The 22,117-nt window shown below is 72.1% G+C and carries 15 protein-coding genes; 7 read left to right on the top strand and 8 right to left on the bottom strand.

What is annotated here, in order from left to right; translation table 11 throughout:
* Positions 1–29: 29 nt before the first annotated feature.
* Positions 30–2,354, top strand: a complete 2,325-nt coding sequence (gene metE / locus ACH4S7_RS14260; protein WP_398521445.1) for a 5-methyltetrahydropteroyltriglutamate--homocysteine S-methyltransferase — start codon at positions 30–32, stop codon at positions 2,352–2,354.
* 85 nt (positions 2,355–2,439) lie between these two features.
* Here metE and ACH4S7_RS14255 read toward each other — a convergent pair whose 3' ends face one another.
* Positions 2,440–2,763 (bottom strand): hypothetical protein, encoded by a 324-nt coding sequence (locus ACH4S7_RS14255; RefSeq protein ID WP_398521444.1) that lies wholly within the window; start codon positions 2,761–2,763, stop codon positions 2,440–2,442.
* Between the two features lie 231 nt (positions 2,764–2,994).
* Between ACH4S7_RS14255 and ACH4S7_RS14250 the strand changes: the two genes are divergently transcribed.
* Positions 2,995–3,264, top strand: a complete 270-nt coding sequence (locus ACH4S7_RS14250; protein ID WP_398521443.1) for a hypothetical protein — start codon at positions 2,995–2,997, stop codon at positions 3,262–3,264.
* Between the two features lie 116 nt (positions 3,265–3,380).
* Here ACH4S7_RS14250 and ACH4S7_RS14245 read toward each other — a convergent pair whose 3' ends face one another.
* From ACH4S7_RS14245 to ACH4S7_RS14235, 3 genes are read right to left on the bottom strand one after another with little or no spacing between them, the layout of a single operon-like run.
* Positions 3,381–5,795: an FtsX-like permease family protein gene (locus tag ACH4S7_RS14245; RefSeq protein WP_398521442.1), complete on the bottom strand. Its 2,415-nt coding sequence runs from the start codon at positions 5,793–5,795 to the stop codon at positions 3,381–3,383.
* A complete protein-coding gene (locus ACH4S7_RS14240) occupies positions 5,792–6,472 on the bottom strand; it encodes an ABC transporter ATP-binding protein (protein ID WP_398521441.1) in 681 nt (226 codons plus the stop codon). The genes ACH4S7_RS14245 and ACH4S7_RS14240 overlap by 4 nt, the downstream gene beginning before the upstream one ends.
* Positions 6,469–6,714, bottom strand: a complete 246-nt coding sequence (locus tag ACH4S7_RS14235; protein WP_398521440.1) for a hypothetical protein — start codon at positions 6,712–6,714, stop codon at positions 6,469–6,471. Before ACH4S7_RS14235 ends, ACH4S7_RS14240 begins: the two co-directional genes overlap by 4 nt.
* Before the next feature lie 152 nt (positions 6,715–6,866).
* Between ACH4S7_RS14235 and ACH4S7_RS14230 the strand changes: the two genes are divergently transcribed.
* Entirely contained in the window at positions 6,867–7,322 is a 456-nt protein-coding gene (locus tag ACH4S7_RS14230; protein ID WP_398521439.1) for an SRPBCC family protein, read from the top strand.
* 163 nt (positions 7,323–7,485) lie between these two features.
* Here ACH4S7_RS14230 and ACH4S7_RS14225 read toward each other — a convergent pair whose 3' ends face one another.
* From ACH4S7_RS14225 to ACH4S7_RS14215, 3 genes are all read right to left on the bottom strand, one after another.
* Entirely contained in the window at positions 7,486–9,327 is a 1,842-nt protein-coding gene (locus tag ACH4S7_RS14225) for a trypsin-like serine protease (RefSeq protein WP_398521438.1), read from the bottom strand.
* A 311-nt stretch (positions 9,328–9,638) separates the two neighbouring features.
* On the bottom strand, positions 9,639–11,834 hold the full coding sequence (locus tag ACH4S7_RS14220) for a S1 family peptidase (RefSeq protein WP_398521437.1): 2,196 nt from the start codon (positions 11,832–11,834) through the stop codon (positions 9,639–9,641).
* Between the two features lie 58 nt (positions 11,835–11,892).
* A complete protein-coding gene (locus tag ACH4S7_RS14215; protein ID WP_398521436.1) occupies positions 11,893–12,330 on the bottom strand; it encodes a hypothetical protein in 438 nt (145 codons plus the stop codon).
* A gap of 418 nt (positions 12,331–12,748) precedes the next feature.
* Here ACH4S7_RS14215 and ACH4S7_RS14210 point away from each other — a divergent pair, with 418 nt between their 5' ends.
* The 3 genes from ACH4S7_RS14210 to ACH4S7_RS14200 all read left to right on the top strand — a co-directional run bounded on the left by ACH4S7_RS14210 (position 12,749) and on the right by ACH4S7_RS14200 (position 18,705).
* A complete protein-coding gene (locus tag ACH4S7_RS14210) occupies positions 12,749–16,309 on the top strand; it encodes a hypothetical protein (protein ID WP_398521435.1) in 3,561 nt (1,186 codons plus the stop codon).
* Positions 16,310–16,337: 28 nt separating this feature from the next.
* Positions 16,338–16,628 (top strand): hypothetical protein, encoded by a 291-nt coding sequence (locus ACH4S7_RS14205; protein ID WP_398521434.1) that lies wholly within the window; start codon positions 16,338–16,340, stop codon positions 16,626–16,628.
* 631 nt (positions 16,629–17,259) lie between these two features.
* Positions 17,260–18,705: an aminotransferase class V-fold PLP-dependent enzyme gene (locus tag ACH4S7_RS14200; protein WP_398521433.1), complete on the top strand. Its 1,446-nt coding sequence runs from the start codon at positions 17,260–17,262 to the stop codon at positions 18,703–18,705.
* On the opposite strand, the gene ACH4S7_RS14195 is transcribed toward ACH4S7_RS14200, so the two are convergent.
* Positions 18,683–20,338 (bottom strand): ATP-binding cassette domain-containing protein, encoded by a 1,656-nt coding sequence (locus ACH4S7_RS14195; RefSeq protein WP_398521432.1) that lies wholly within the window; start codon positions 20,336–20,338, stop codon positions 18,683–18,685. The genes ACH4S7_RS14200 and ACH4S7_RS14195 overlap by 23 nt on opposite strands.
* 421 nt (positions 20,339–20,759) lie before the next feature.
* Here ACH4S7_RS14195 and ACH4S7_RS14190 point away from each other — a divergent pair, with 421 nt between their 5' ends.
* The gene (locus ACH4S7_RS14190) at positions 20,760–21,950 is read left to right on the top strand and encodes an alpha/beta hydrolase family protein (RefSeq protein WP_398521431.1); all 1,191 of its coding nucleotides are present in this window, start codon (positions 20,760–20,762) and stop codon (positions 21,948–21,950) included.
* Positions 21,951–22,117: the final 167 nt, after the last annotated feature.

The following is a 22,117-nucleotide window of genomic DNA, read 5'->3' as shown; positions in this document are numbered from 1 at the left end:
TCATGAGACATCTCGCGAAGGAGAGTTCCGTGACACCGAAGTCCGCAGCCGCGGCAGCACGCGCCACCGTGTACGGCTACCCCCGCCAGGGCCAGAACCGGGAACTGAAGAAGGCCATCGAGGGCTACTGGCAGGACCGCGTCACCGCCGACGCCCTCCGGGAGACCGCGGCGGGCCTGCGCCGGACGAACTGGCTGCAGTTGGCCGACGCCGGGGTCCATGAGGTGCCGACCGGTGACTTCTCGTACTACGACCACATGCTGGACACCAGTGTCATGGTCGGCGCCATTCCCGAACGACACCGCGACGCCCACGCGGCGGACGCGCTCGACGGCTACTTCGCCATGGCACGCGGCACTCAGGACGTCGCGCCGCTGGAGATGACCAAGTGGTTCGACACCAACTACCACTACCTGGTCCCCGAACTCGGCCCCGACACCGTCTTCACGGCCGACTCGGCCAAGCAGGTGGCCGAATTGAAGGAAGCCCTCGCGCTCGGTCTCACCGCCCGGCCGGTCCTCGTCGGACCCGTCACCTATCTCCTGCTGGCCAAGCCCGCCCCCGGGGTGCCCGCCGACTTCGAGCCACTGACCCTGCTGGACCGGCTACTGCCGGTGTACGCGGAGGTCGTCGCCGATCTCCGGGCCGCGGGCGCCGAGTGGGTGCAGCTCGATGAGCCCGCCCTGGTCCAGGACCGCTCCCCGGCCGATCTGAATGCCGCCGCCCGCGCCTACCGTGACCTCGGCGAGCTCATCGACCGGCCCAAGCTCCTGGTCGCCTCCTACTTCGACCGCCTCGGCGACGCCCTGCTGGTCCTCGCCAGGAGCCCCATCGACGGCCTCGCCCTGGACTTCACCGAGCGGGCCACCGGCAATCTCGACGACCTCGCGGCAGCCGGGGGGCTGCGCGGCAAGCGTCTGATCGCGGGCGTGGTCAACGGTCGCAACATCTGGATCAACGACTACGAGAAGTCCCTCGCCACCCTCGGCACCCTGCTCGGCCTCGCCGACCGGGTCGATGTGGCCGCCTCCTGCTCCCTGCTGCACGTCCCGCTGGACGCCGCCGCCGAACGCGATATCGACCCGCAGATCGGCCGCTGGCTCGCCTTCGCCCGGCAGAAGACGGCCGAGATCGTCACCCTCGCCAAGGGGCTGGCACGAGGCACCGGCGCGATCACCGCCGAACTCGCCTCCAACCGGGCCGATCTGGCCTCCCGCGCCGGGTCCGCGCTCACCCACGACCCGGCCGTCCGGGCCCGTACCGCCGCCGTCACCGATGCCGACGGCCGCCGTTCCCAGCCGTACGCCGAGCGGACCATCGCCCAGCGCGCCCACCTCGGCCTGCCCCTCCTGCCGACCACCACCATCGGATCGTTCCCGCAGACATCGGAACTGCGGACCGCCCGCGCCGACCTGCGCGCCGGACGGATCACCACCGCGGAGTACGAGGAGCGCATCGGCGAGGAGATCGGCGAGGTCATCTCCTTCCAGGAGAAGGCGGGCATCGACGTCCTGGTGCACGGCGAGCCCGAGCGCAACGACATGGTGCAGTACTTCGCCGAACAGCTCACCGGCTACCTCGCCACCCGGCACGGCTGGGTCCAGTCCTACGGCACCCGCTACGTCCGGCCGCCGGTCCTGGCCGGGGACATCTCCCGGCCCGAGCCGATGACGGTCCGCTGGACGTCCTTCGCCCAGTCGCTCACCGAACGGCCCGTCAAGGGGATGCTCACCGGGCCGGTCACCATGCTCGCCTGGTCCTTCGTCCGCGACGACCAGCCGCTCGGCGATACCGCCCGACAGGTCGCCCTCGCGCTGCGCGACGAGGTGCGGGACCTGGAGGCGGCCGGCACCTCCGTGATCCAGGTCGATGAACCCGCACTCCGCGAGACCCTCCCGCTCCGGTCGGCCGACCATGCCGACTATCTGCAGTGGGCCACCGAGTCCTTCCGCCTCACCACCAGTGGCGTACGGCCGGCCACTCAGATCCACACCCATATGTGCTACGCCGAGTTCGGTGACATCGTCCAGGGCATCGACGACCTCGACGCCGACGTCATCAGCCTGGAGGCCGCCCGCTCCCATATGCAGGTCGCCACCGAACTCGCCGCCCACGGCTACCCGCGTGAGGCCGGACCGGGTGTCTATGACATCCACTCGCCGCGCGTTCCGAGCGCCGATGAGGCGGTCACCCTGCTGCGCAAGGGACTTGAGGCCATCCCGGCCGAACGCCTCTGGGTCAACCCCGACTGCGGCCTGAAGACCCGTGGTTGGCCCGAGACCAGGGCCTCCCTGGAGAGCCTGGTCACCGCCGCCCGGGAGGTCCGCTCGGGGCTGACAGCCGACGGAGCCTGACCGTACGGGCCGGGGCGGGCGATCGGGCCCGCCCCGGCCCCCCGGCGGCGGTGGACTCTCCCGAGGCCGGGGGCCACGCGCCCGGTCAGACGGTGAACCGCACCGACATGAAGGTGCTGTTCTCGGTCCACTGGCCCGGATCGAGTTCTTCCGCGGTGGCGTTCCGGCAGTTCTTCTCCACGTACATGACCGCCCTGCGGTCCGTGTTGTTGACCGTCCGACCCTGGACCCGGCGGCCCACCGGATAACAGTCACCGTCCCTCGGGTCGGTCAGCGTGTGCGGGACGTTTCCCGGCTGGGTGTGGTAGACGAACTCCCCGGTGGCGGCGTGCGCGCCGGGCGGAAAGGTGACACCCAGTACGGCGACCGCGCCGAAGACGGCGAGCGCCCTTCCTGTGCTGCGTCTCATGCATCCCTCTCTCCGGTACGGGGCCGAAGCCCCGGGGGCCACGGCACCACCGGCCGCTCGCGAGGGAGCGGGACGACCCGCGCCCCCCGGCGGTCTCCGCCAGTCTCGCCCAGAACGCCGGTGGCGTCACCGTCGTTCACCCTGTCGATCAGCGCCCGCCCCGTCGGGCGGGGTCCTGGTGTCCGTGGTATCCCTGGTGGCGCTGTCAGTGGTGGCTGGGATTCTGACGGTATGGACGAACAGATCATGCGGGGCCGGGTCTACGGATCGGACTACGACGCCCCCGACCCTGGCCCGCGGCCCGGCCACGAGTACGCGGAGCTGGTCGGCGGCCCGCTGGACGGACTCCTCCTCGACGTCACCGGATGGACCGTGGAGCGGCTCACCCGGAGCGCGGCGCTGATCACCGAGATCGGCCGGTACGGTCCCGGCGGGCGTGCCCTCTACGGGCCCCGCCCCGGTGATCCGAAGAAATGGGACTGGGAGGGGGACACCCCCTGACGGTCACCCCCGGGCGGTGCGGGCCGCCGAGCGATGCACGGGGGGTGTACGCGGACGCCGTGAACGCCGGTCCGTCCGGCCCGGCGTTCACGGTCATCGTCGGGGGTGCCCGCGGGTCATTCGGCGCGCAGACCGTCCGGGCGCATCACGCGCCACAGCGCCGGCATGCTGAGCACCGTGACCAGGAGGACGACGCCCCCGCCGATACCGGCCATCGCCGCGATACCGGTCCAGTTCACCGACAGCGGCAGGGCCGCCATCTTCAGCAGGATCATGCCGAGACCCGTACCGCCCGCCACCGCGAGTGCCAGCCCGAGCGCCACCGGCAGCGCGGTCTGCCACAGCACCGACAGGCCGAGCGTGGAGCGCCGGGTGCCGAACGCGACCAGCACCGCCAGCAGCTTCCGCCGCTCGCGCAACTGCTCCAGCACGGTGACCAACATGCTCGCGCCGATCAATAGAAGCGTGACGGTCGCGCCGATGAACAGACCCCGCTGGATGTTCGTGAGCTGCGGAACCCGCATGGTCTCCGCGTTGTACTCGACGTGCAGCAACGGATCCAACCGCGCGGCCGTGTTGCGCACTTGTTCGGCCGCGTCGCGGTTGGTCGGGTCCAGTTTGGCGAGCAGTTCGGTGTCGGCGTCCGCCAGGTCGGCGGTTCTGATCGCCTCGGGCGTGGTGAAGACGCCGGTCCCGAAGGCCCCCGCCGCATCCGGCACCAACCGGGTGCGGACGGTGTCGGCCGGGACGGTCCACAGTCTGGGCCCGGTCGTCGCCGGTCCGCCCTCCTCGCCCGCCAGGTCGACCCGTTCGCCGGGGGCGGGGGTGTACACACCGCCCTTCAGCGGGTCGTCGCCCAGCTCGTCGCCGACGGTGTAGACGCTGCCCGGCCGGCAGCCCGGTGTCTCGACGATCTGGCCCAGGCTCGCGCAGTCGCCGACGATCACGAAGGCCCCGACTTCGGTGCTGCCGGGTTTGTTGGCGCTGCCGCTCGTGTAGGTCAGGGTGGACAGCACGCCGGGCGTGGCCCGGACGGCGGCCGTGGCCCGCTGCTGGAGGGCGTCACCGGTGTACTCCTGGACGATCCGCAGCTCGCCGCGGACGGGGCTGCGGCCGGTGTCGTGCGTGTACCGGATCTCCAGCCCGGAGAACAGCATCTGCGCGGCGATGGCCCCGGCCACCGCGACCGTGACGCCGTTGACCATCCGCGCCGACGCGGCACTGTGCAACTGGATCCGTCGAACGGCGAGTTGCAGGGAGAGCGGACCGCCGCGGATCCGTCCGACGACGGCGTCCATCGTCGATGGCAGCAGCGCCGTCACCCCCGCGAGCAGCAGGACGGCACCCACCGCGATCTTCGGCTCGTTGACCCGGGTGGTCTCGTCGAGGCCGTCGATCATCGGGAACAGCAGCGCCACCCCGATGACCGGCAGCAGCAGCCGCCACCACAGCCGCCGTTTGACCGGGCCGGTGTGCCGTACGACGCCGAGCGGTTCGACGGAGACCGTACGCAGGGCGAACAGGGTGACGGCGACGGCCACCACGGGCACGCCGATCACGATCAGCGCGGCCAGCACCGGGTTGGGGGCCACGTCGGAGGCGAAGACGCTGATCCGCCACAGTTCGACCGTACCGATGAGTTGGCGTCCGCCGGCGAAGAGGGCGAGTCCCACGGCGAGTCCGATCACCGCGCCGAACAGCGCCTCACCGGCCGCGATCCGCCGTGTCATCCGAGTGTCCGCGCCGACCAGCCGGAGCGCGGCCAACCGTTGGTCGCGCCGTTCGCCGCCGAAGCGGACGGCGGTGGCGATGAGCACCGCCACCGGCATCAGCAGCACCACGAAGGTGATGATGACCATCAGCATCAGGGACGGGCTGAGGGGTTCGGACAGCCTCGTGCCGCCGATGGAATCGATCCGGGTCGGATTGAAGTCGTCGGCGACCAGGTCGTCCGAGCCCGCGTAGTAGGCGAGTTCCCGTGGACCGAGGAGCCCCGCCTCGCCGATGGTGCCGCTGATGCGGTAACTGAGACGCTCCTTGAGGAGAGCGCCCTCGGGGGAGCCGAGCAGCTTCCTCAGCTCGGGCGAGACCACCATCGCGCCGGGCGCGGGCAGTTCGTTCAGGCCGGGCGGGAGGAGGGGCTTGTCGCCGTCCGCCTGGATCAGCCGCCCGTAGATCTCCTGACCTCGGTAGATGGTGTCCGCCCGGCCCGTGAGGATCGTCTCGGCGGTCGGTTCCACCGGCGCGCCGTGGGCGAAGTCGTCACGGGCCGCCCCACGGTCGTCCCGGGCGCTCAGGATGGCCGGGACGGCGGCGGCGACGAGCAGCACGGCCACGCCCAGTCCGACGCCGAGGGCGGTCAGCAGCGTACGGGTCCAGCCCTCGCGCCCGCCGCTCACCGCGAACCGGAGACCGAACGCGAGGTCACGCGCCCAGTCGGCCGGGGTGGCACGGGTCTCGCCGCGCGCCGCGCGGCGGCGTGTCAGGAGATCGTTCTTCGAACGCCGTTTCTGCAGCATGCTGTTGGTCACGCGGTGCGCTCCGTATCGCATGACTTGCCGTCGCGTACGACGACCTCGCGGTCGGAGTAGGCGGCGACGCGTGTCTCATGGGTGACCAGGACGACGGCCGCCGCCGTGTCGCGGGCGGCTTCGGTGAGTAGTTGCATGACGCGCTCGCCGTTGAGGGAGTCCAGGGCGCCGGTGGGTTCGTCCGCGAACACCACCCGCGGCTCACCGACCAGCGCACGGGCGACGGCGACGCGTTGGCCCTGACCGCCGGAGACCTCGCCGGGGCGTTTCCCGGCGACGTCGGCGACCTCCAGACGCTCCAGCCAGGCGACCGCCCGGCGCTCGGCCTCCTTGCGCTTGACGCCGTTGAGCCGCAGCGGCAGGGCGGTGTTCTCCAGACAGGTCAGCTCGGGTGCCAGCCGGCCGAACTGGAAGACGAAGCCGAAGTCTCCCCGGCGCAGCCTGCTGCGGCCCGCGTCCGACAGCGCCGACATGGCCCGGCCGTCGTACATGACCCGGCCCGCGTCGGGTGTGACGATCCCGGCGAGACAGTGCAGGAGCGTGGACTTGCCGGAGCCCGAGGGGCCCATGACCGCGACGACCTCGCCGGGACGGATGCTGAAGTCGGCCCCGTCCAGGGCGGGGGTTGGGCCGTAGGACTTGCGCAGGCGGGTGGCGGACAGGATGGGGTCGGTCATGTGCGGATCTCCGTGGCGAGCCGGGCGGGGCGGGTCCGGTGGGTCCCGGCCACCGCGGATCCGCCGGGGGAGTGGGGCAGGGCGTGGCCGCGGTCGGCGAGTTCGGCAGGGTCGTTCCCCCGCAGCCGCCCCTGGCGCGCCAGGGGGTCGCGGTCGAGGCGTTCGCCGGATGCGCGCTGGAGACCGTACCCGTGGCGGAGCCCTGGCGCCGGAACTCTGGCCAGGGCGTGGCTGATTGACATGCAGCGCACTATACACAGCATGTATACATCGTGTGTATAGAGGTCCGCCCGCTCTCCTCGGCAAGCGCTGTGCTCGTTCGGGCCGGTGTGTGGCTCGTCCAGGGGCGGGCAGCAGGGCTGGGAAGAGATTCCTCCGAGGCCCTGGAGACTTCATGGCAGTACGTCACCGACTGGTCCGACGACCGCCCGCGGCGGTGTGGGCGGTCCTCGCCGACGGTTCCCGCTATGGGGACTGGGTGGTCGGGCCCTCGGAGTCACGGCAGGACGGCAGCGACTGGCCACGGCTCGGCTCCACCATCGAGTACACCGTACGGCTGGGCCCCTGGACCGGGACCGGCAAGACGATCGTTCGCGATGTCGACCCGCCCCACCGGCTGGAATTGGAGGCCGACAGCGGACGGCTCGGGACCGCCCGGATCGCCATCGAGGTACGGCCCTGGGGCGATGACACCCTGGTCATCGTGGACGAACACCCGCTGCGCGGTCCGGGCGGCCGGTTGCACAACACGGCGGTCGACGCACTGCTCCAACTGCGCCACCGGAGTATGCTCGCCCGCCTGGCCGAGGTGGTGGAGAGCTCCCGGCCGGTTCCGGGCGAGCGGGTCTGACGTCCCGGCCGGGTGTCGATCCCGGCGTGGTCGGAGCGGAGGGTTCCGTACCCCGGACCGCCGTGACACGGCGGTGCCCCGTTCCCCCGGCGCGGCGGCCGGGGGGAACGGGGCACGGGTGTGTCATCCGGTGGTGTACCCGGACGGCGCCGTCGGTCAGTGGTTAGACGACACTGCCGTTCCAGCGCCGCACCGGGGCCTGGATGTCGGTGCCGGTGCTGACGAAGGACCAGAGGCTGTTGGCCTGGCGTCCGTCCGCCGACTTGCCGTTGTCGTAGTAGACGCCGACATCGTGCTTGCGGTCGCCGGTGTAGTCGCCCGAGGTCACCGTGCTAGCGGCCCAGCTGAAGGAGCCGGTGCTGGTCCACAGGTTGCGCGGGGCGTTGAAGGCGGTGCCGGTGCTGGTGAAGGTGAAGAGGGAGGAGACCCAGTCGCCGTCGGCGGCCTTGCCGCCGTTGTAGAGGACGCCGACGTCGGACTTGCCGTCACCGTTGTAGTCCCCGGAGACCGCCTTGGACGCGTTCCAGCTGAAGGAGCCGGTGCTGGTCCACTGATTGCGCGGGGCGTTGAAGGCGGTGCCGGTGCTGGTGAAGGTGAAGAGGGAGGAGACCCAGTCGCCGTCGGCGGCCTTGCCGCCGTTGTAGAAGACGCCGACGTCGGACTTGCCGTCACCGTCGTAGTCGCCGGAGACGACCTGGCTCGCGTCCCAGTTGAAGGCGCCGGTGCCGGCCCAGGTCTCCTTGGGCGCGGTGAAGTCGGTACCGTCGCTCGCGAAGGTGAAGAGGGCGGAGAGTCGCCGGCCCTCGGGCGAGGTGCCCCGGTCGTAGAGGACCGCGACATCGTCCTTGGCGTCGCCGTTGTAGTCACCGGAGGTCACCTTGGAGGCGTTCCAGTTGAACGAGCCGGTGCTGGACGTGGTCCACGACTTGCGGGGCGCGCTGAAGCCGCTGCCCGTGGAGGCGAAGATGTAGAGCGAGGAGATGTTCCTGCCGTCGGCGGCCTTGCCGCCGTTGTAGAGGACAGCGATGTCGTCCCGGCCGTCGCCCGTGTAGTCACCGGAGGTGACCTTGCTGGCCGCCCAGGTGAAACCACCGGGGGTGCTCCACACCTTGCGCGGAGCGGCGAAACCGGTGCCGTCGCTGTAGAAGGCGTGCAGCGACGCCATGTTCTTGCCGTCGACCGAGGTGCCGTTGTCGTAGAAGGCGGCGACGTCGGACTTGCCGTCCTTGTTGAAGTCACCGGAGACGATCTGAGACTCCTGCGGCAGCGCGCGCACCTGCTGGATCCAGGGGGCGATGTCGTCCAGCCTGGTCTCCACCGCGCCGGTGCGGGTCTCGTCCGAACCCAGGCAGCCGCCCTGCCAGGAGGCGCTGTGCACGGCCACGAGTTCGGTCTTGCCGTCGGTCTCGCGCAGCGCCGGTCCACCGGCGTCGCCCTTGCAGATCGCGGAGCCGGCGGCCGGGGTGATGCCGACCGAGGTCGCCGTGACGCTGTTGACGGTGAAGGAACCCGTGTGGACCCTGTTGGGCACCCAGGTGTCCTTCGTACGCCCGTAGCCGAGGCCGCGCAGGGTCTCGCCGGCGACGGGCGCCGTGGTGGAGACGACGACCGGGGCGACGTCGAGGACGGGCGTGGCGAGCCTGGCCATCACCAGGTCCCGGTCCGCGCGCGGCACCAACTCGGCGATGTCCACGACATGCCCGGTGGTGGTCGCCAGGTCGGCGCGGCCGATGGTCGCCGTCGTCTTCACCTTCGGCGCACCCGCGGGGACGGGCTGCTGTCCGAAACAGGACGCCGCGGTCAGCACCCACTGGGCGTCGACGAGGGCACCCGTACACGCCTGTGCGTCACCGACGGCGATCTTCGCCGTGAACGCGTACGCGCTCCCCGTCGTGGGAGTACCCGCGACGGCCTGTGCGGGGGTGGGCATGACGAGCGCGCCACTCGCGGCCACGGCGGCCAACAGCGGTATGCGCCGCAGTCTTCGGGATCGTGTGGAAGACATGAGTTCCTTAAGGGTTCGTCGCCCAGGCGGCCTGGGCGACAGGGGGAGTTCTCCCGACCGGGACACGGCACACGGGCCGGGGAGGCGGACGCGCGGACGCGTACCACATCGTCAGGACTGCATGGGGGAGCACCGGGGGGCGGCCGTGAACGAACGCGTACCGCCCTGCCGGAGGGGTTTCCCGCTGGTATGGGAGGAATGGAAGCTTATCGCGGAGTGATAAGTTCCGGCGCTCCGGTCCACCTCGGCGAGGAGGTGGACCGGAGCCGCCCCCGGGCGGGGGGCGCCGCGAAGTCGTGTGCCGGTGGCCGCTACTGGATGGCGGTGCCGAACCGGTCACCCGCGTTGGGCAGTCCGCCCTTGCCGGGCTGGTACGTCGTCACGGGCTCGGTGGCCTTGTCGACGATGTTCGCCCACGGCACCGTGTGCACGGCGCCGAACGGGGCGGGACCGTAGGGCATACCCACATAGAGGTGCGAGCCGTTGGCCGTCATGTTGGTGCCCAGCCGCTGGGCCGCCCCGGGGGCGCCCGGGAGTCCGACGTGGCCCGGCTCGATGACGACGTCCGATGCGCCCGGCGCGCCGATCAGCGGGAAGACGGTGATCGTGCCCGCGTCCGCCGCGGCTCCGATGTCCTCGTTCGGCGTGCCGACCGCGAGCAGCGTGTTCTGCGGGGTGTTCACCGCGCCCGGCGCGATGCTGATGGCGGTGACGCGCCGACCGAATCCGTCGCTCGCCTCGATGTTGCCGGTCACGTCCGGGCTGCCCTGGTGGATGTCGTTGAGCTGGGTGATCGGGCCCGTCGCGGGGATCCGGAGGGTGACTACACGGCCCGCGTCCTTCACGGTGCCGTGGGCCTCACCGGGGGAGCCGACGGCGAGGATGGAGTCCGTCGCCGAAGCGGCGCCCGCCGGACGGTAGGGGACCATGGCGAGCGACGCGCCGAACTGGTCGCCCGGCTCCGCGTCTCCGTTGATCGAGGCGAGGTCCTGGGTGAGACCCGCGATCGGCGTGGGGATGCCGTCGGCGCTGATCTTGTGCTCAAGCACTTCGGTGCCGCCCGCCCCGGCCTTGGCCTCGACGGCCTCACCGGGTCCGCCGACCGCGAGGTGTCGCGGCGATCCGGCGACCGCACTGCCGAACCGGTCGTCCTTCTCGGGGGCGCCCGAGACACCGGGCTTGTCCTGGTGGATCGCGGCGTTGACGCTGCCGCGCAGATAGAAGGCGGTGCCCGCGTCGGCCACGGTGCCGAGGTCCTCACCCGGCGTACCGATCAGCAGATACGGGTCACCGATCGAGGTGGCACCGGCGGCCAGCGCGTGGCCCATCCGGTCCCCGGCCTCGGAACCGGACGCGCCGATGGCGCCGCCACCGTTGCCCTGCTCCAGGTTGAGGGGGGCCTTGCCCTTCGTCAGACCGGCCCGGGCGCCGTAGAGCACCTGCACGGTGCCGGCGTCGGCCTGGGTGCCCAGGTCCTCGGCGGGGGTGCCGACCGCGAGGTCCGTGCAGCCGTCGAGGTCGTGGTCGAAGGTGGCCAGCGTCTCGCCGTACCAGTCGCTGGGCTCGGCTCCGCCGGGGACGGCCGCGAGGTCCTGGTTGATCTCCGCGGTGCCCTTGCCGCCGCCGTAGACGATCCGGACGAGTCCGGCCTTGGCGTCGCCGCCGACGGTCGCCCCGGGGTCGCCGATGGCGACATCGCGCTGGCCGTCGCAGTTGAAGTCGGTGACCGGCGCCGCCGTGGTGGTGGTCTCGATCCAGTCCTTCAGGTTGTCCACCCGGGTGGCGACCGCGTCGTTGCGCGGGTCGTCGACGCCGAGGCAGCCGCCCTGCCAAGAACGGCTGCTGACTGCGGCCAGCTCGACCTTCCCGCCGACCGTGCGCAGGGCGGGACCACCCGTGTCGCCCTTACAGACGGCGGAGTTGGCCGAGGTCCCCGCGAGGGGAAGGGTGAGGGCGTCCACGGTGCCCGCGGCGAACGTCGAGGTGTGCAGCCGGCCGGGGATCCAGGTGTCCTTGGTCCGTCCGTAGCCACCGACCGTGAGCACCTCGGCGGGCGCGGGCGTCGAGCCGGCGACCGGGACCGGCGCGACACCGGAGACCGGCTTCGCGAGCCGGGCCAGCACAAGGTCGCGGTCCGAACGCGGCACCAGCTCCACGATCTCGCCCACGTGTCCCCCGGTGGCGGCGAGATCCGTGCGGCCGACGGTGGCGACGGTCTTCTGCGTGGGCTTGCCCGACGGGATGATGTGGCTCTGCTCGGGGTTGGTGGCGAAGCAGGAGGCCGCCGTGGCGATCCACTGCGGTGCCACAAGGGCGCCCGAACAGACGCGTTCGCCACCGATGTCGAGCCTGGCGGTGAAGGTGTACGTGCCGTCCGGGGCCGGGGCGCCCGCGACGGCCTGGGCGGGTACCGCGGTGAGGAGACCGGCGGCGAGGGCCGCCGTGAGAACGCCGGCGGCCAGGGCGGCGCGCGGACGTCGGCGGGGTGTGCGGGGTCTGCTGTCCATGGGTGTTCTGTGTCAGTCCTCGAAAGAGCGTTGGACGGGGCGGCGGTTCGGGGTGGGGTCAGCCGGTGACACGGAGCTCGACCAGGATGGTGGGGGCACCCGTGGTGCCCTCGCCGACTCCCTCAAGGTGGTCCTTGGGGACGTTGACGGTCGTGGTCTGGCCGTTGGTGGTCAGGTCCGCGCTGACCGGCCGGGCGGCGGTCTGGATCGCGTAGACCTTGTCCAGCTCCAGGGTGAGGTGACCGCTCTTGCCCAGGGCCCGGAAGCAGAACTTCCCGGAGGCGACCCGGGTCCACACGATGAACTGGTCGACGGAGTTATCGCAGTCCGCGAGCACGATCTGGCCATCGCCCTTGATGAGCTTGATGCCCTTCTCGGTGAGGATCTTCGCCGCCCCCGGGTAGGCGAAGTCCTCCACCGCGGTGGGCGGTGTCTCGACGGCCGTCGCACCGGCGGAAGAGGTATTGGCGAATGCGATAGTGGATATTCCGGCCATGGTGGCCACCGAACCTGCCAGCAAAGCAAAGAAACGCTTGCGAGTGCGAGATATCACGCTGGTAATTCCTTCCGGATGATGCACGGCGAGCGACGCCGAAGTCCGGATAATCGCCTCCCCCCGCACATCTGATGGGCGTTCAACAGAGTGCCGGTGGATCGTATCTGACGGTCACCACCTGTTGCGCATGAGGTGCATCACACGTCAGAGGGGTTATCGGCGAAAATCAGTCATGAGTGGCTGATTTTCTTCCTTCTGTCGAGAAAGTGATCAGACAGCACCGGATCGACTCTCATCGTGTTTATGCTCATCCCGCCGAAATTCGTCGGCAGGCCAGGTAGTTGGTCAGTGAAATTGAGGGTTGAGTTTGTTGCCGAAATTGAGTACAAGATGTGGACCGGGGAGAGTGCCGCGTTCGATGCGTGCACTCGTGGGGTCCATGCTTCCGCTGGCCCTGGTGGTGGGGCTCGTCAACTCGGCGCCCGCCGTGGCGAACGAGAACCCCGACGGTGAGGAGATCGGCAGCCCCGTCCCGGCCACCGACCGGGGGCGGATCGTCGAACTGTGGCGGTCGGGCGGTCCCGGCGTGCGGGCCGCTGCCGAGGTGGCCCTCACGGGCACCGACGCGGACGTACGCGTCTTCCTCGACCAGGAGCACGTCCTGGCCGAGCGGCACGACACCAGGGTCGCCGCGGTCCAGCTCGTCTCCATCGGCGGCCGAGGCGTGCGCGACGCCGCGCAGGTGGCGCTCGGTGGCACCGACGAGCAACTGCGGACCTTCCTGGCCAGCGGCTGGCAGGCGCCCCTTGAGCAGGACCAGCGGGTCCGCGTCACCCAGATCGCGCACTACGGCGCGGCCGGTGTGAAGCAGGCCGGACAGGCCGCGCTGAACGGTTCGATCCGCGACGTCCGCACCTTCCTCGACAAGGGGCAGCACACCGCGCGCGATTCCGACAACCGGGTCCAGCTCGTCCAGATCATGAGCGTCGGCGGGCCCAACGTCCGGGCCGCCGCCAAGGTCGCGATGGATGGCACTGCGATCGACGTCAAGGAGTTCCTGGAGGTCGGCCAGCACATCGCGCGCTCCCGCGACCAGGAGCACGCGACCATCGCCGAACTCGCCGCGCAGGCGGAGGAGGCCGGCCGGCGGGCCGCCGCCGAGACCGAGGCCGCGACCGAGGCGTCGGAGCGGGCCGTGGCCGCTGCCAAGCTCGCCAAGGAGGCCGCGCAGCGAGCGGCCGTAGAGACCGAGGCCGCGAAGAACGACGCCAAGCGGGCGGCGTCCGCTGCCGCCCGCGCGGCGGAGGCCGCACAGGGCGCGGCCAAGGCCGCCCAGAAGGCCATCGACGCGGCCAGCGCCGCCAACACCGCCGCACGGGTGGCAGCGAACGCCGCCGCCCAGGCCGCATCCGCCGCAGCGGGTGCCGCGCAGGCCGCCTCCCGCGCCCGGGGCGCGGCTGCTGCTGCCGCCACCGACGCGGGCCAGGCGTCCGCCGCCCGCAAGGCAGCGGAGAACGCCCGCGACGCCGCCAAGGGAGCGCGCAAGGCGGCCAAGGCCGCCGAGCAGGCGGGCGTCGCGGCCGTCGCCGCTGGCGTCGCCGCGAGTTCCGCCGCCAGCGCGGGCGCCAACGCCGACGCGGCGGCCGACGCCGCCTACCAGGCCAGCGGATACGCGGACCAGGCGGGCGCCTCGTCCGCGAAGGCCCGCGCCGCCGCCGCCCAGGCGCGCCGGCACGCCGGTGAGGCGACGCGCGCCGCCAACGCGGCGCAGGGGCTCGCCACCAAGGCCGCCACCGCCGCACGCGAGTCGAAGGACGCGGCCAACTCGTCCGCCGACCACGCGGAGAAGGCCGCCACCGCGGCCGACGAGGCGGCCAAGCACGCGGGCGACGCCGCCACGGCAGCCGCCAAATCCACCGCCCACGCCGCCGCCGCCAAGACGGCCGCCGACACCGCGACCGCTGCGGTGGCCAAGGCCCGCACCACCCATGACATCGCGCGTGAGGTCGAGGCCGCCGAACTGGCCGCCCGCACCGCCGCCGCGATCGAGCAGGCCAAGGACCTCAAGGCCGAGGACGACCAGCACCGGGCCGACGCGGAGAAGGCCCGGCAGGACGCCAAGGCCCTCGACGCGGAAGCCGTCCGGCTCGCCACCGAGGCGGCCCAGCCGGGCATGGACCCGGCGCAGGTGGCCGCCAAGGGCCGCCAGGCCGCGCTGCTCGCGATGAAGACCCGCGGTCCCTGGAGCCGTACCGCAGCCGAGGTGGCTCTCGCGAGCCCCACCGACGCCGTGGTCGACTACGTGCGCACCGGCTGGAAGGAAGCGACCGAGCGGGACGAGTTCGCGCGTGTCGAGCAGCTCGCTCTGATGTCGGAGTCGGAGCCGGTCCGTGCGGCCGCCGAGACCGCCCTCGACGGCAATGCCGCGGCGATCAGCGCCTTCCTGACCACGGGCCAGCACCAGGCGGCGATCCACGACTACCGGGTCCACACCGTCCAGCTCGTCAACTCGGCCGGCCCAGGAGTCAAGGCGGCGGCTCAGGCCGCGCTCGCCGACGGGTCGCCCGACGCCCTGCGGGCGTTCATCACCCAGGGTCAGCACACCGCCCGGATCAGCGACGACCGGGTGATCGCGGTCCAGCTCATCGGCAGCGGCACCCCCGAGGTCAAGGCCGCGGCCCGGGTCGCCTTCGAAGGACCTCCTGCGCTGCTGCGCGCCTTCGTGCAGAGCGGTCAGTACCAGGCCCAGCGCGAGGACCGGCTGACCGCGACCCATGTGGCACGGGTCCAGCAGCTCATCTCCGGCTCCGCCGCCGTGGCGGCCAAGGCCCAGCAGGATGCAGCCGAGGCGGCGCGAGTCGCCGCGGTCGCCCGGAAGGCGGCGGCCGAGGCCGCGGCTGCCGCGAAGCAGGCGGCGGCATCGGCAGAGCAGGCCAAGACCTACGCCGCGCAGGCCGCCCAGTCCGCCAAGGACGCCGAGGCGTCGGCCGCGCAGGCCGCGCAGTCCGCCCGGACCGCGCGTGCCGCCGAGGCTGACGCCCACAACGCGGCCCGCAAGGCCGACGTCTACGCGGCGAAGGCAGAGTCCTCCGCTTCGGCGGCCCGTGGTTCGGCCGACGAGGCATGGGCTGCGGCGAACGCGGCCCGTCAGTCCGCGATCAACGCGGGCAAGGACGCCAAGGCGGCCGACACGGCCGCCAAGGAGGCGCTCGTTGCGTCCGTCAAGAAGGCGCGCGAGGAGGTCGAGGCGCTCCGCCGTGACCTGGAAGCCCGTCAGGCCGCCGAGGACCTCCAGAAGATGGAGGACGAGTTCCAGGCGGCCATGGCCGACGAGGAGAGCAGCGTCTGGGACATGGTGAAGGAGGGCGGTCACCTCGCCCTCGATGTCGCCGGTCTCATCCCCGTCGTCGGCGAGCCGGCGGACGCGATCAACTGCGGTTGGTACGGCGCCGAGGGCGACGCCCTCAACGCCGGTCTGTCCTGCGCCGCGATGGTTCCGATCCTCGGCTGGGGCGCCACCGGCGGCAAGCTCGGCGCCAAGGGAATGTCCGCCATGGAGGCGTACTTCAAGTCGCAGAAGGCTTCGGGGAACGTCGCACACATCTGGGCCGCTCGGTACACGGGGTCCGGAGCCATGAAGACGCCCCACGCGCAGAACGCGTCGAAGCACTACAGCAACCACAAGGCCGAGTTCCCCGAACTGAAGTCGGCCCGGGAGTACGTCGAGATGGCGCACCGGTACCGGACGGCCGCCGATCTTCCCAACATCCCCAAGGGCCACCGGGTGTACGACCGGCCCGACGGCGGCTACGTGGTCTACGACGAGGCCACCAACACCCTGGCCTCGTACGCCGGTGACGGTCTGCCGCGCACCATGAACCGTCCTGCCCCCAAGAGCCCCAGCAACCCCAGGGGCTACGATCCCAACAGGTACCCCACCCTTGAGGACTATCTGAAGGGACAGGGCACCAGGCGGTGACGACACACCGCGCCGACCGGAGACACATATGAACCACCCTGAGACCGACAACGAGGACATCTGCCGGATCTGCGGCTACAGCGATGGAGCCCTGTTCTGGGAGAACGGATGGCCCACGGCCGGTATCTGCGACTGCTGCGGTACCGAGTCCGGTATCGGTGACATGGGCACTCCCGGCACCTGGGAGGGCCTGAGCGGCATCCGGGACTACCGCGGCTACTGGGTGGGGCATGGTGCCGTCTGGAACTCGCCCTCGCTCAAGCCGAAGGGTTGGGACCTGCTGACGCAGATCGCCAACATCCCGGAGCGCTGGCGCTAGACACACCCCCCGCGAGAAGACTGCGGGAACGCGGCCCGTACGACTTCTCGGAGTCGTACGGGCCGTTCCTGTGCTCGCACAGCCGCCCCCCGCTTCCCGCCGCGGTCGGCCATGGCCCCCGCCGCGCCGGGCCTGCCCCGCCCGCCCGGCCCGGTCGCGCCACGTCGCGTTCGGGGCCCGCCCTGTGACCTGCCCCGTCGCACCCCGTTCCGTACCATCACGGAGGAGCGGCGGATCCCCGCTCGCGCGCCGGCCCGCCCCTGCCTGGGCCCCTCGCCGAGCAGCGAGGGGTGACGGAGTGGCGGCATTCGGGTACTTGACGTGATCGCGCCCAGGAACTCGATCACATGTGCCGGCCATGCCTCGATCGCATGTGCGGAGTGCGGCTGCACCAGCCGGGAATGGGGGTCTCGCGGGGGTACGGCGATGACCCTCCAGGCCCCCGTGAAGCCCCGCGTTCCGGGCCCGCGGGGCGCCGGGGGCAAGGCGGTCAAGGCGATGACAGCGCGTCACGGGGCGTGCGTGAAAACGCAGCGCACGCCCCGTGACCTGGTACGCCGTCAGGGGGCCTTCTTGCCTCGGTGCCACGCACGGCCGCATCCTGGAGTGAGGGAACTGGGAGGTCATGGGCATGGACACCACCGGGACCGACAACAGACAGCCGCGCTGGAACCACCGCGACGGGACGGGCGCCGAACCCGATTTCGCCCGGCTGCGCACACGGGAGTACGGGTACCTCGACGACACCCGCCACGTCTATCTCGACCACACCGGTGCCGGACTGCCCGCCCGGCGACAGCTCAGCGCTCAGACCGCGCGGCTCACCGAGGGCGTCTACGGCAACCCGCACACCGAGAGCCCGGCCTCCGCCCCGACCACCGCACTGGTGGAGGAGGCGCGCCGCCGGGTGCTCGACTTCGCCGGGGCCGATCCGGCCGTATTTACGGTCGTGTTCACCGCCAACGCCACCGCGGCCTGCCGGCTGGTCGGCGAGGCGTATCCTTTCCGCCGCCGCCACGCGGAGCTGCTGCTGACGCTCGACAACCACAACTCCGTCAACGGCCTGCGCGAGTTCGCCCGCGCCCGGTCCGCGCCGACCACCTACATTCCCCTGACCGGGCCCGAACTGCGCATCGACGAGGCGGATATGAGCCACGCCCTGCGGGGCAGGCGCGGCGGCCGGGGGCTGTTCGCGTTCCCGGCGCAGAGCAACTTCACCGGTGTCCAGCACTCCCTGGAGTGGATACCAGCGGCCCAGGAGGCGGGCTGGCACGTCCTCCTCGACGCCGCGGCCTTCGCCCCCACCAATCCGCTGCGGCTGGACCGCTGGCCCGCCGACTTCACCGTGCTGAGCTGGTACAAGGTGTTCGGCTACCCCACCGGAGTGGGCTGCCTCATCGCCCGTACGACGTCACTGGCGCTGCTGCGCAGGCCGTGGTTCTCGGGCGGCACCATCCAGGTCGTCAGCGCCCAGGCGCAGTGGCACCGCCTCGCGGAGGGCGCGGCGGCCTTCGAGGACGGCACCGTCAACTTCCACGCGATCCCCGAGGTCTGCACGGGACTCGACTGGGTGGAGTCGATCGGCATCGAGGCGATACACACCCACGTCACCCGGCTGACCGACCGACTGCTCGCCGGACTGCGCGGTCTGCGGCACAGCGACGGCCGCCCGCTGGTCAGGCTGTACGGGCCCCGGACCACCCACCGGCGCGGCGGTACCGTGGCACTGAACGTGCTCGACGCGCGCGGCGCCGTCGTCGACGAACGGATCGTCGCCCGCGACAGCACGGCCGCCCGGATCTCGCTGCGGACGGGGTGCTTCTGCAACCCCGGCACCGGCGAGGCGGCCTTCGGCATCGATCGCCGGGCCCTCCGGCGCACCGGCCGTGACCGCGGGATACGGAGTATCGACGACTATCTCTCCCGGCTCGCCCTGCCCTCCGGCGGTGCGGTCCGGGTGTCCCTCGGGCTCCCGTCGAACACGGACGACGTGGACGCCCTGATCCGCTTCCTGAAGGACACCTACCGCGACCGCGTTCCCCCGGCCGGCGGCTTCAGCCCCCGGTTGACCTGTTGACCAGCGGCCGGGCGACGGTGGGACAGCGCCGGTCGAGCACCCACCACGCGGCGACCAGGAAGAACACGGTGAACGCCAGCAGGATCAGCCAGCGCGTCCACGGCGCGTGGGAGAAGCTGTCCCCGTACGAGGCGAGTAGCGGCGGTCCCAGGGGCGAGGCGCCCCCCGTCCACAGCCGCTCCAGGTCAACGCCCGCGCCGAGTGCCTCGAACGCCCATCGATTGGTCATCGCGCCGCTGATCCACTGCCCGGCCGTCGCCATCAGCGGCACCGGTACGAACGCGCCCGAGAACAGCACCTGGGGGAAGCAGAGCAACGGCAGCATCAGCGCGGCCTGGCCCGGATCCGAGACGGCTGCCGAGGTCAGCAGCCCCAGCGCCAGCCCGGCCGCCGACGCCAACGAGCTGGTGACGAAGAGCGAGGCGTACACATCGAGCCCGGCGTCCGGCAGCCGGTCCAGGGCGCGCAGCACGGCCAGCAGCAGGACGTCCGCGAATGCCAGGACCGGCAGCAACAGGGCGACCTTGGAGGCGAGATAGGGGCCGAGCCGCAGTGTGGTGAGGCGCTCCCGGCGCACCACGGCCAGTTCGCCGCAGATCTGGAGGAGCCCGTACGCGAGTCCGAAGAAGAACGCGCCGAACGCGATCCAGAACAGGACCATCGCCGCCGACGACGGGCTCGGTCGCGCCGGATCGAAGACACCCGGCCGGAACAGCAGTGCGAACATCGCCACGATCATCAGCGGCGAGCCCACCACGATGGCGGTCGACAACCGGTCCCTGAGCAGGATCTCACCGCCGCGCCGGGTGAGCAGCCGCCACTGGCACAACGGCCCCGGGCCCTGGACGGCGAGCCGGCGCCTGCTCCGGAGCCGGGGCGCCGCCGTCGCCTCGGGGTGGGTCACGGGGTGCTCGGCGACCGCCGCGTACACCTTGGTGAGGTTCTCGGCGAAGAAGTGGCGCAGCACCTCGTCGGGGGTGCCGGCGTGGGCGAAGCCGCCGTCGGGAGTGAGGAAGACGACGAGGTCGCAGCGGGCCAGATCGGCGGGGGAGTGGGTGGTGAGGACCACCGTGACGCCGGAGGCGGCCAGGGCGGCGAGGGTATCCATGAGGCGGTCGCCGGTCGCGGGGTCCAGTCCCGACGTGGGCTCGTCCAGGAAGAGCACGCGGGGCCGGGAGAGCAGTTCCACCGCGATCCCGGCCCGCTTACGCTCGCCCCCGCTGAGGGTGCCCACGCGCTGTCCGCCGCGGTCGGTGAGCCCCAGTTCGCCGAGGACGCGGTCGACGGCGGCCGGTTCGGCGCCGCGCAGCCGGGCCGCGTACACCAGACTCCGGCGGAGATCGAGACCGCGGTGGACAATGTCGTCCTGCGGTACGAATCCGAACGGCACCGCGGCGTCGGCCGGTTCGTGTCCGTCGTGCCGGACCAGGCCGTGCGCCGGGCGCCGCAGCCCGGCGAGAGTCTCCAGCAGCAGGGTCTTACCCGCGCCGCTGCCACCCGCGATGCCCACCAATTGCCCCGGCGCGATGTCGAGCGTGACACCCCGGAGCACCTCCCGACCGCCGCGCAGCCGCAGTCCTGCTCCCGAGGCGTGAATCCGCGCCCCGTCCTGCTCTTGTTCGACCCGTGTCACCGGCCCACGCACCTTTCCGGCCGGGTCGCCCCGGCACCCGTACGCGGGGGATCCTACGGCGCGCCGACACCGCTCCGACCATGTCTCCGGCATACACGCGGCGACAGGCGCCCGGGTGTACACGGGCGTGTGAACGTCGGCGGTTCAACCTCCCCGGCGTACCGCACGTCCTGGCGGAGATCGCGCCCACATCGAACCGTCGACCGATTCCGGCGTGAGCGAATTCTCCGCCCCGGTGGTCGTACGGTGGCGGGCGTGGCCACCGGGTGGTGCGCCGCGCCCAGGAGCCCTGGTGAAGGCTCCGCGGGGGAGACCCGATCTGATCAACTCCCCTCCCACCCCTCCCGACAATTGGTCCGGACCAATTAATGTGTGCCTGCCCCGGGCGCATCCCGCACCCGTGGCTCCCCAGGAGGTGCCGGTGCTCGCTCGTCGTTCCCTGCTGCTCGGAGCCGGAGGCGCCGTGGCCGCGGCCGGGCTCTGCACCGTGCCCGCCCATGCCAGTGCGCGCACCTCCGCGCTCCCCGTCGCCGGCCGGGGCCTGCGGCTACCCGCGCCCACCGGGCCCGGCACCGTCGTCACCCGGGCCTTCCCACTGGTGGATCGCGCCCGTACCGACCCCTTCGCGCCGCTGCCCCGACCGCGCGAACTCATGGTCCAACTCTGGTTCGCCACCGACCGCGACGACTCCGAGCTCGGCACCGAATCCGAGCGCGGTGGCGGTGGCCATGGCGGCCTCAGCGCCTACATCCCCCCGGCCACCGCCGCCGTCCTGGAGGGCGAGTGGGGAGTCGCGGCCGGCTCGCTGGCCCGGATCCGTACCGGCGTTCCCGCCGTGCGCCGGGGCGGTCGCCGCCCCACGCTCATCCTGCTCAGCCACGGCCGCGGCGCCGCGCGGTCCCTCACCACCTCGCTCGCCGTCGAACTCGCCTCGCACGGACACCTGGTGGCCGCGGTCGACCACACCTACGACGCCGCCGCCGTCCACTTCCCCGACGGGCGGCTGATCCGGGGCAATCTGCCGTCCGCCCCCGCCGACTGGGACGCCCAGGACCGGCTGGAGACCGGTGTCCGCGCCGCCGACCTCCGCTTCGTCGCCGACCGGCTCATCGCCGACCGCCTCGCACCGCCGCGCGTCGGACTGCTCGGCCACTCGATGGGAGGACCGGCCGCGGCCGAGGCCATGCGCCAGGACCGGCGCTTCGTCGCCGGACTCGACCTCGACGGGGGCCTGTTCGGCACCACCGTCGCCGACACCGGTCTGGACCGGCCGTTCCTGCTGCTCACCTCGTCGCCCGACCATGAGTCCTGGGCCCGCTGGCGCGCGGCACAGCACGGCTGGGGCCGCCATCTGCACCTCGCGGGTGGCGGCCACCTCAGCGCCACCGACCTGCCGTCCTACGCCGAGGCCATCGGACTGCGGCAGGTCTGGCCCGACACGCTCTGGCGGGAATTCATGGGGACGATCGAACCCGACCGGGCCACCGAGGTGGTGCGCGCCTACACGGTCGCGTTCTTCGGGCGCTTCCTCGCCCACCGCCCGGCTCCCCTGCTGCGCGGGCCCGCGGCCCGCTTCCCGGAGGTCGAGTTCCGCTGGAGCAGGGGCAGGTGAGAACCCGGGACCGGTCCCGGGGGAGCGGACCGGCCTGACGCCCGGCCACTGTCGTGGCCCCCGGGGGGCGGCCCCCCCCGGGGCCCCCCCGGGGGGCCCCCCGGCCCCCCCCCGACACGCCCGGGCGCCCCCCCCCCCGGACACGCCCCCCCCCGCCGCCCGGCACT

This window comes from Streptomyces sp. NPDC020965 (assembly GCF_044333555.1).
Classification (GTDB): Bacteria; Actinomycetota; Actinomycetes; order Streptomycetales; family Streptomycetaceae; genus Streptomyces.
The sequence above is the reverse complement of the archived record's forward strand: the minus strand, read 5'-3'. Positions and strand labels throughout refer to the sequence as shown.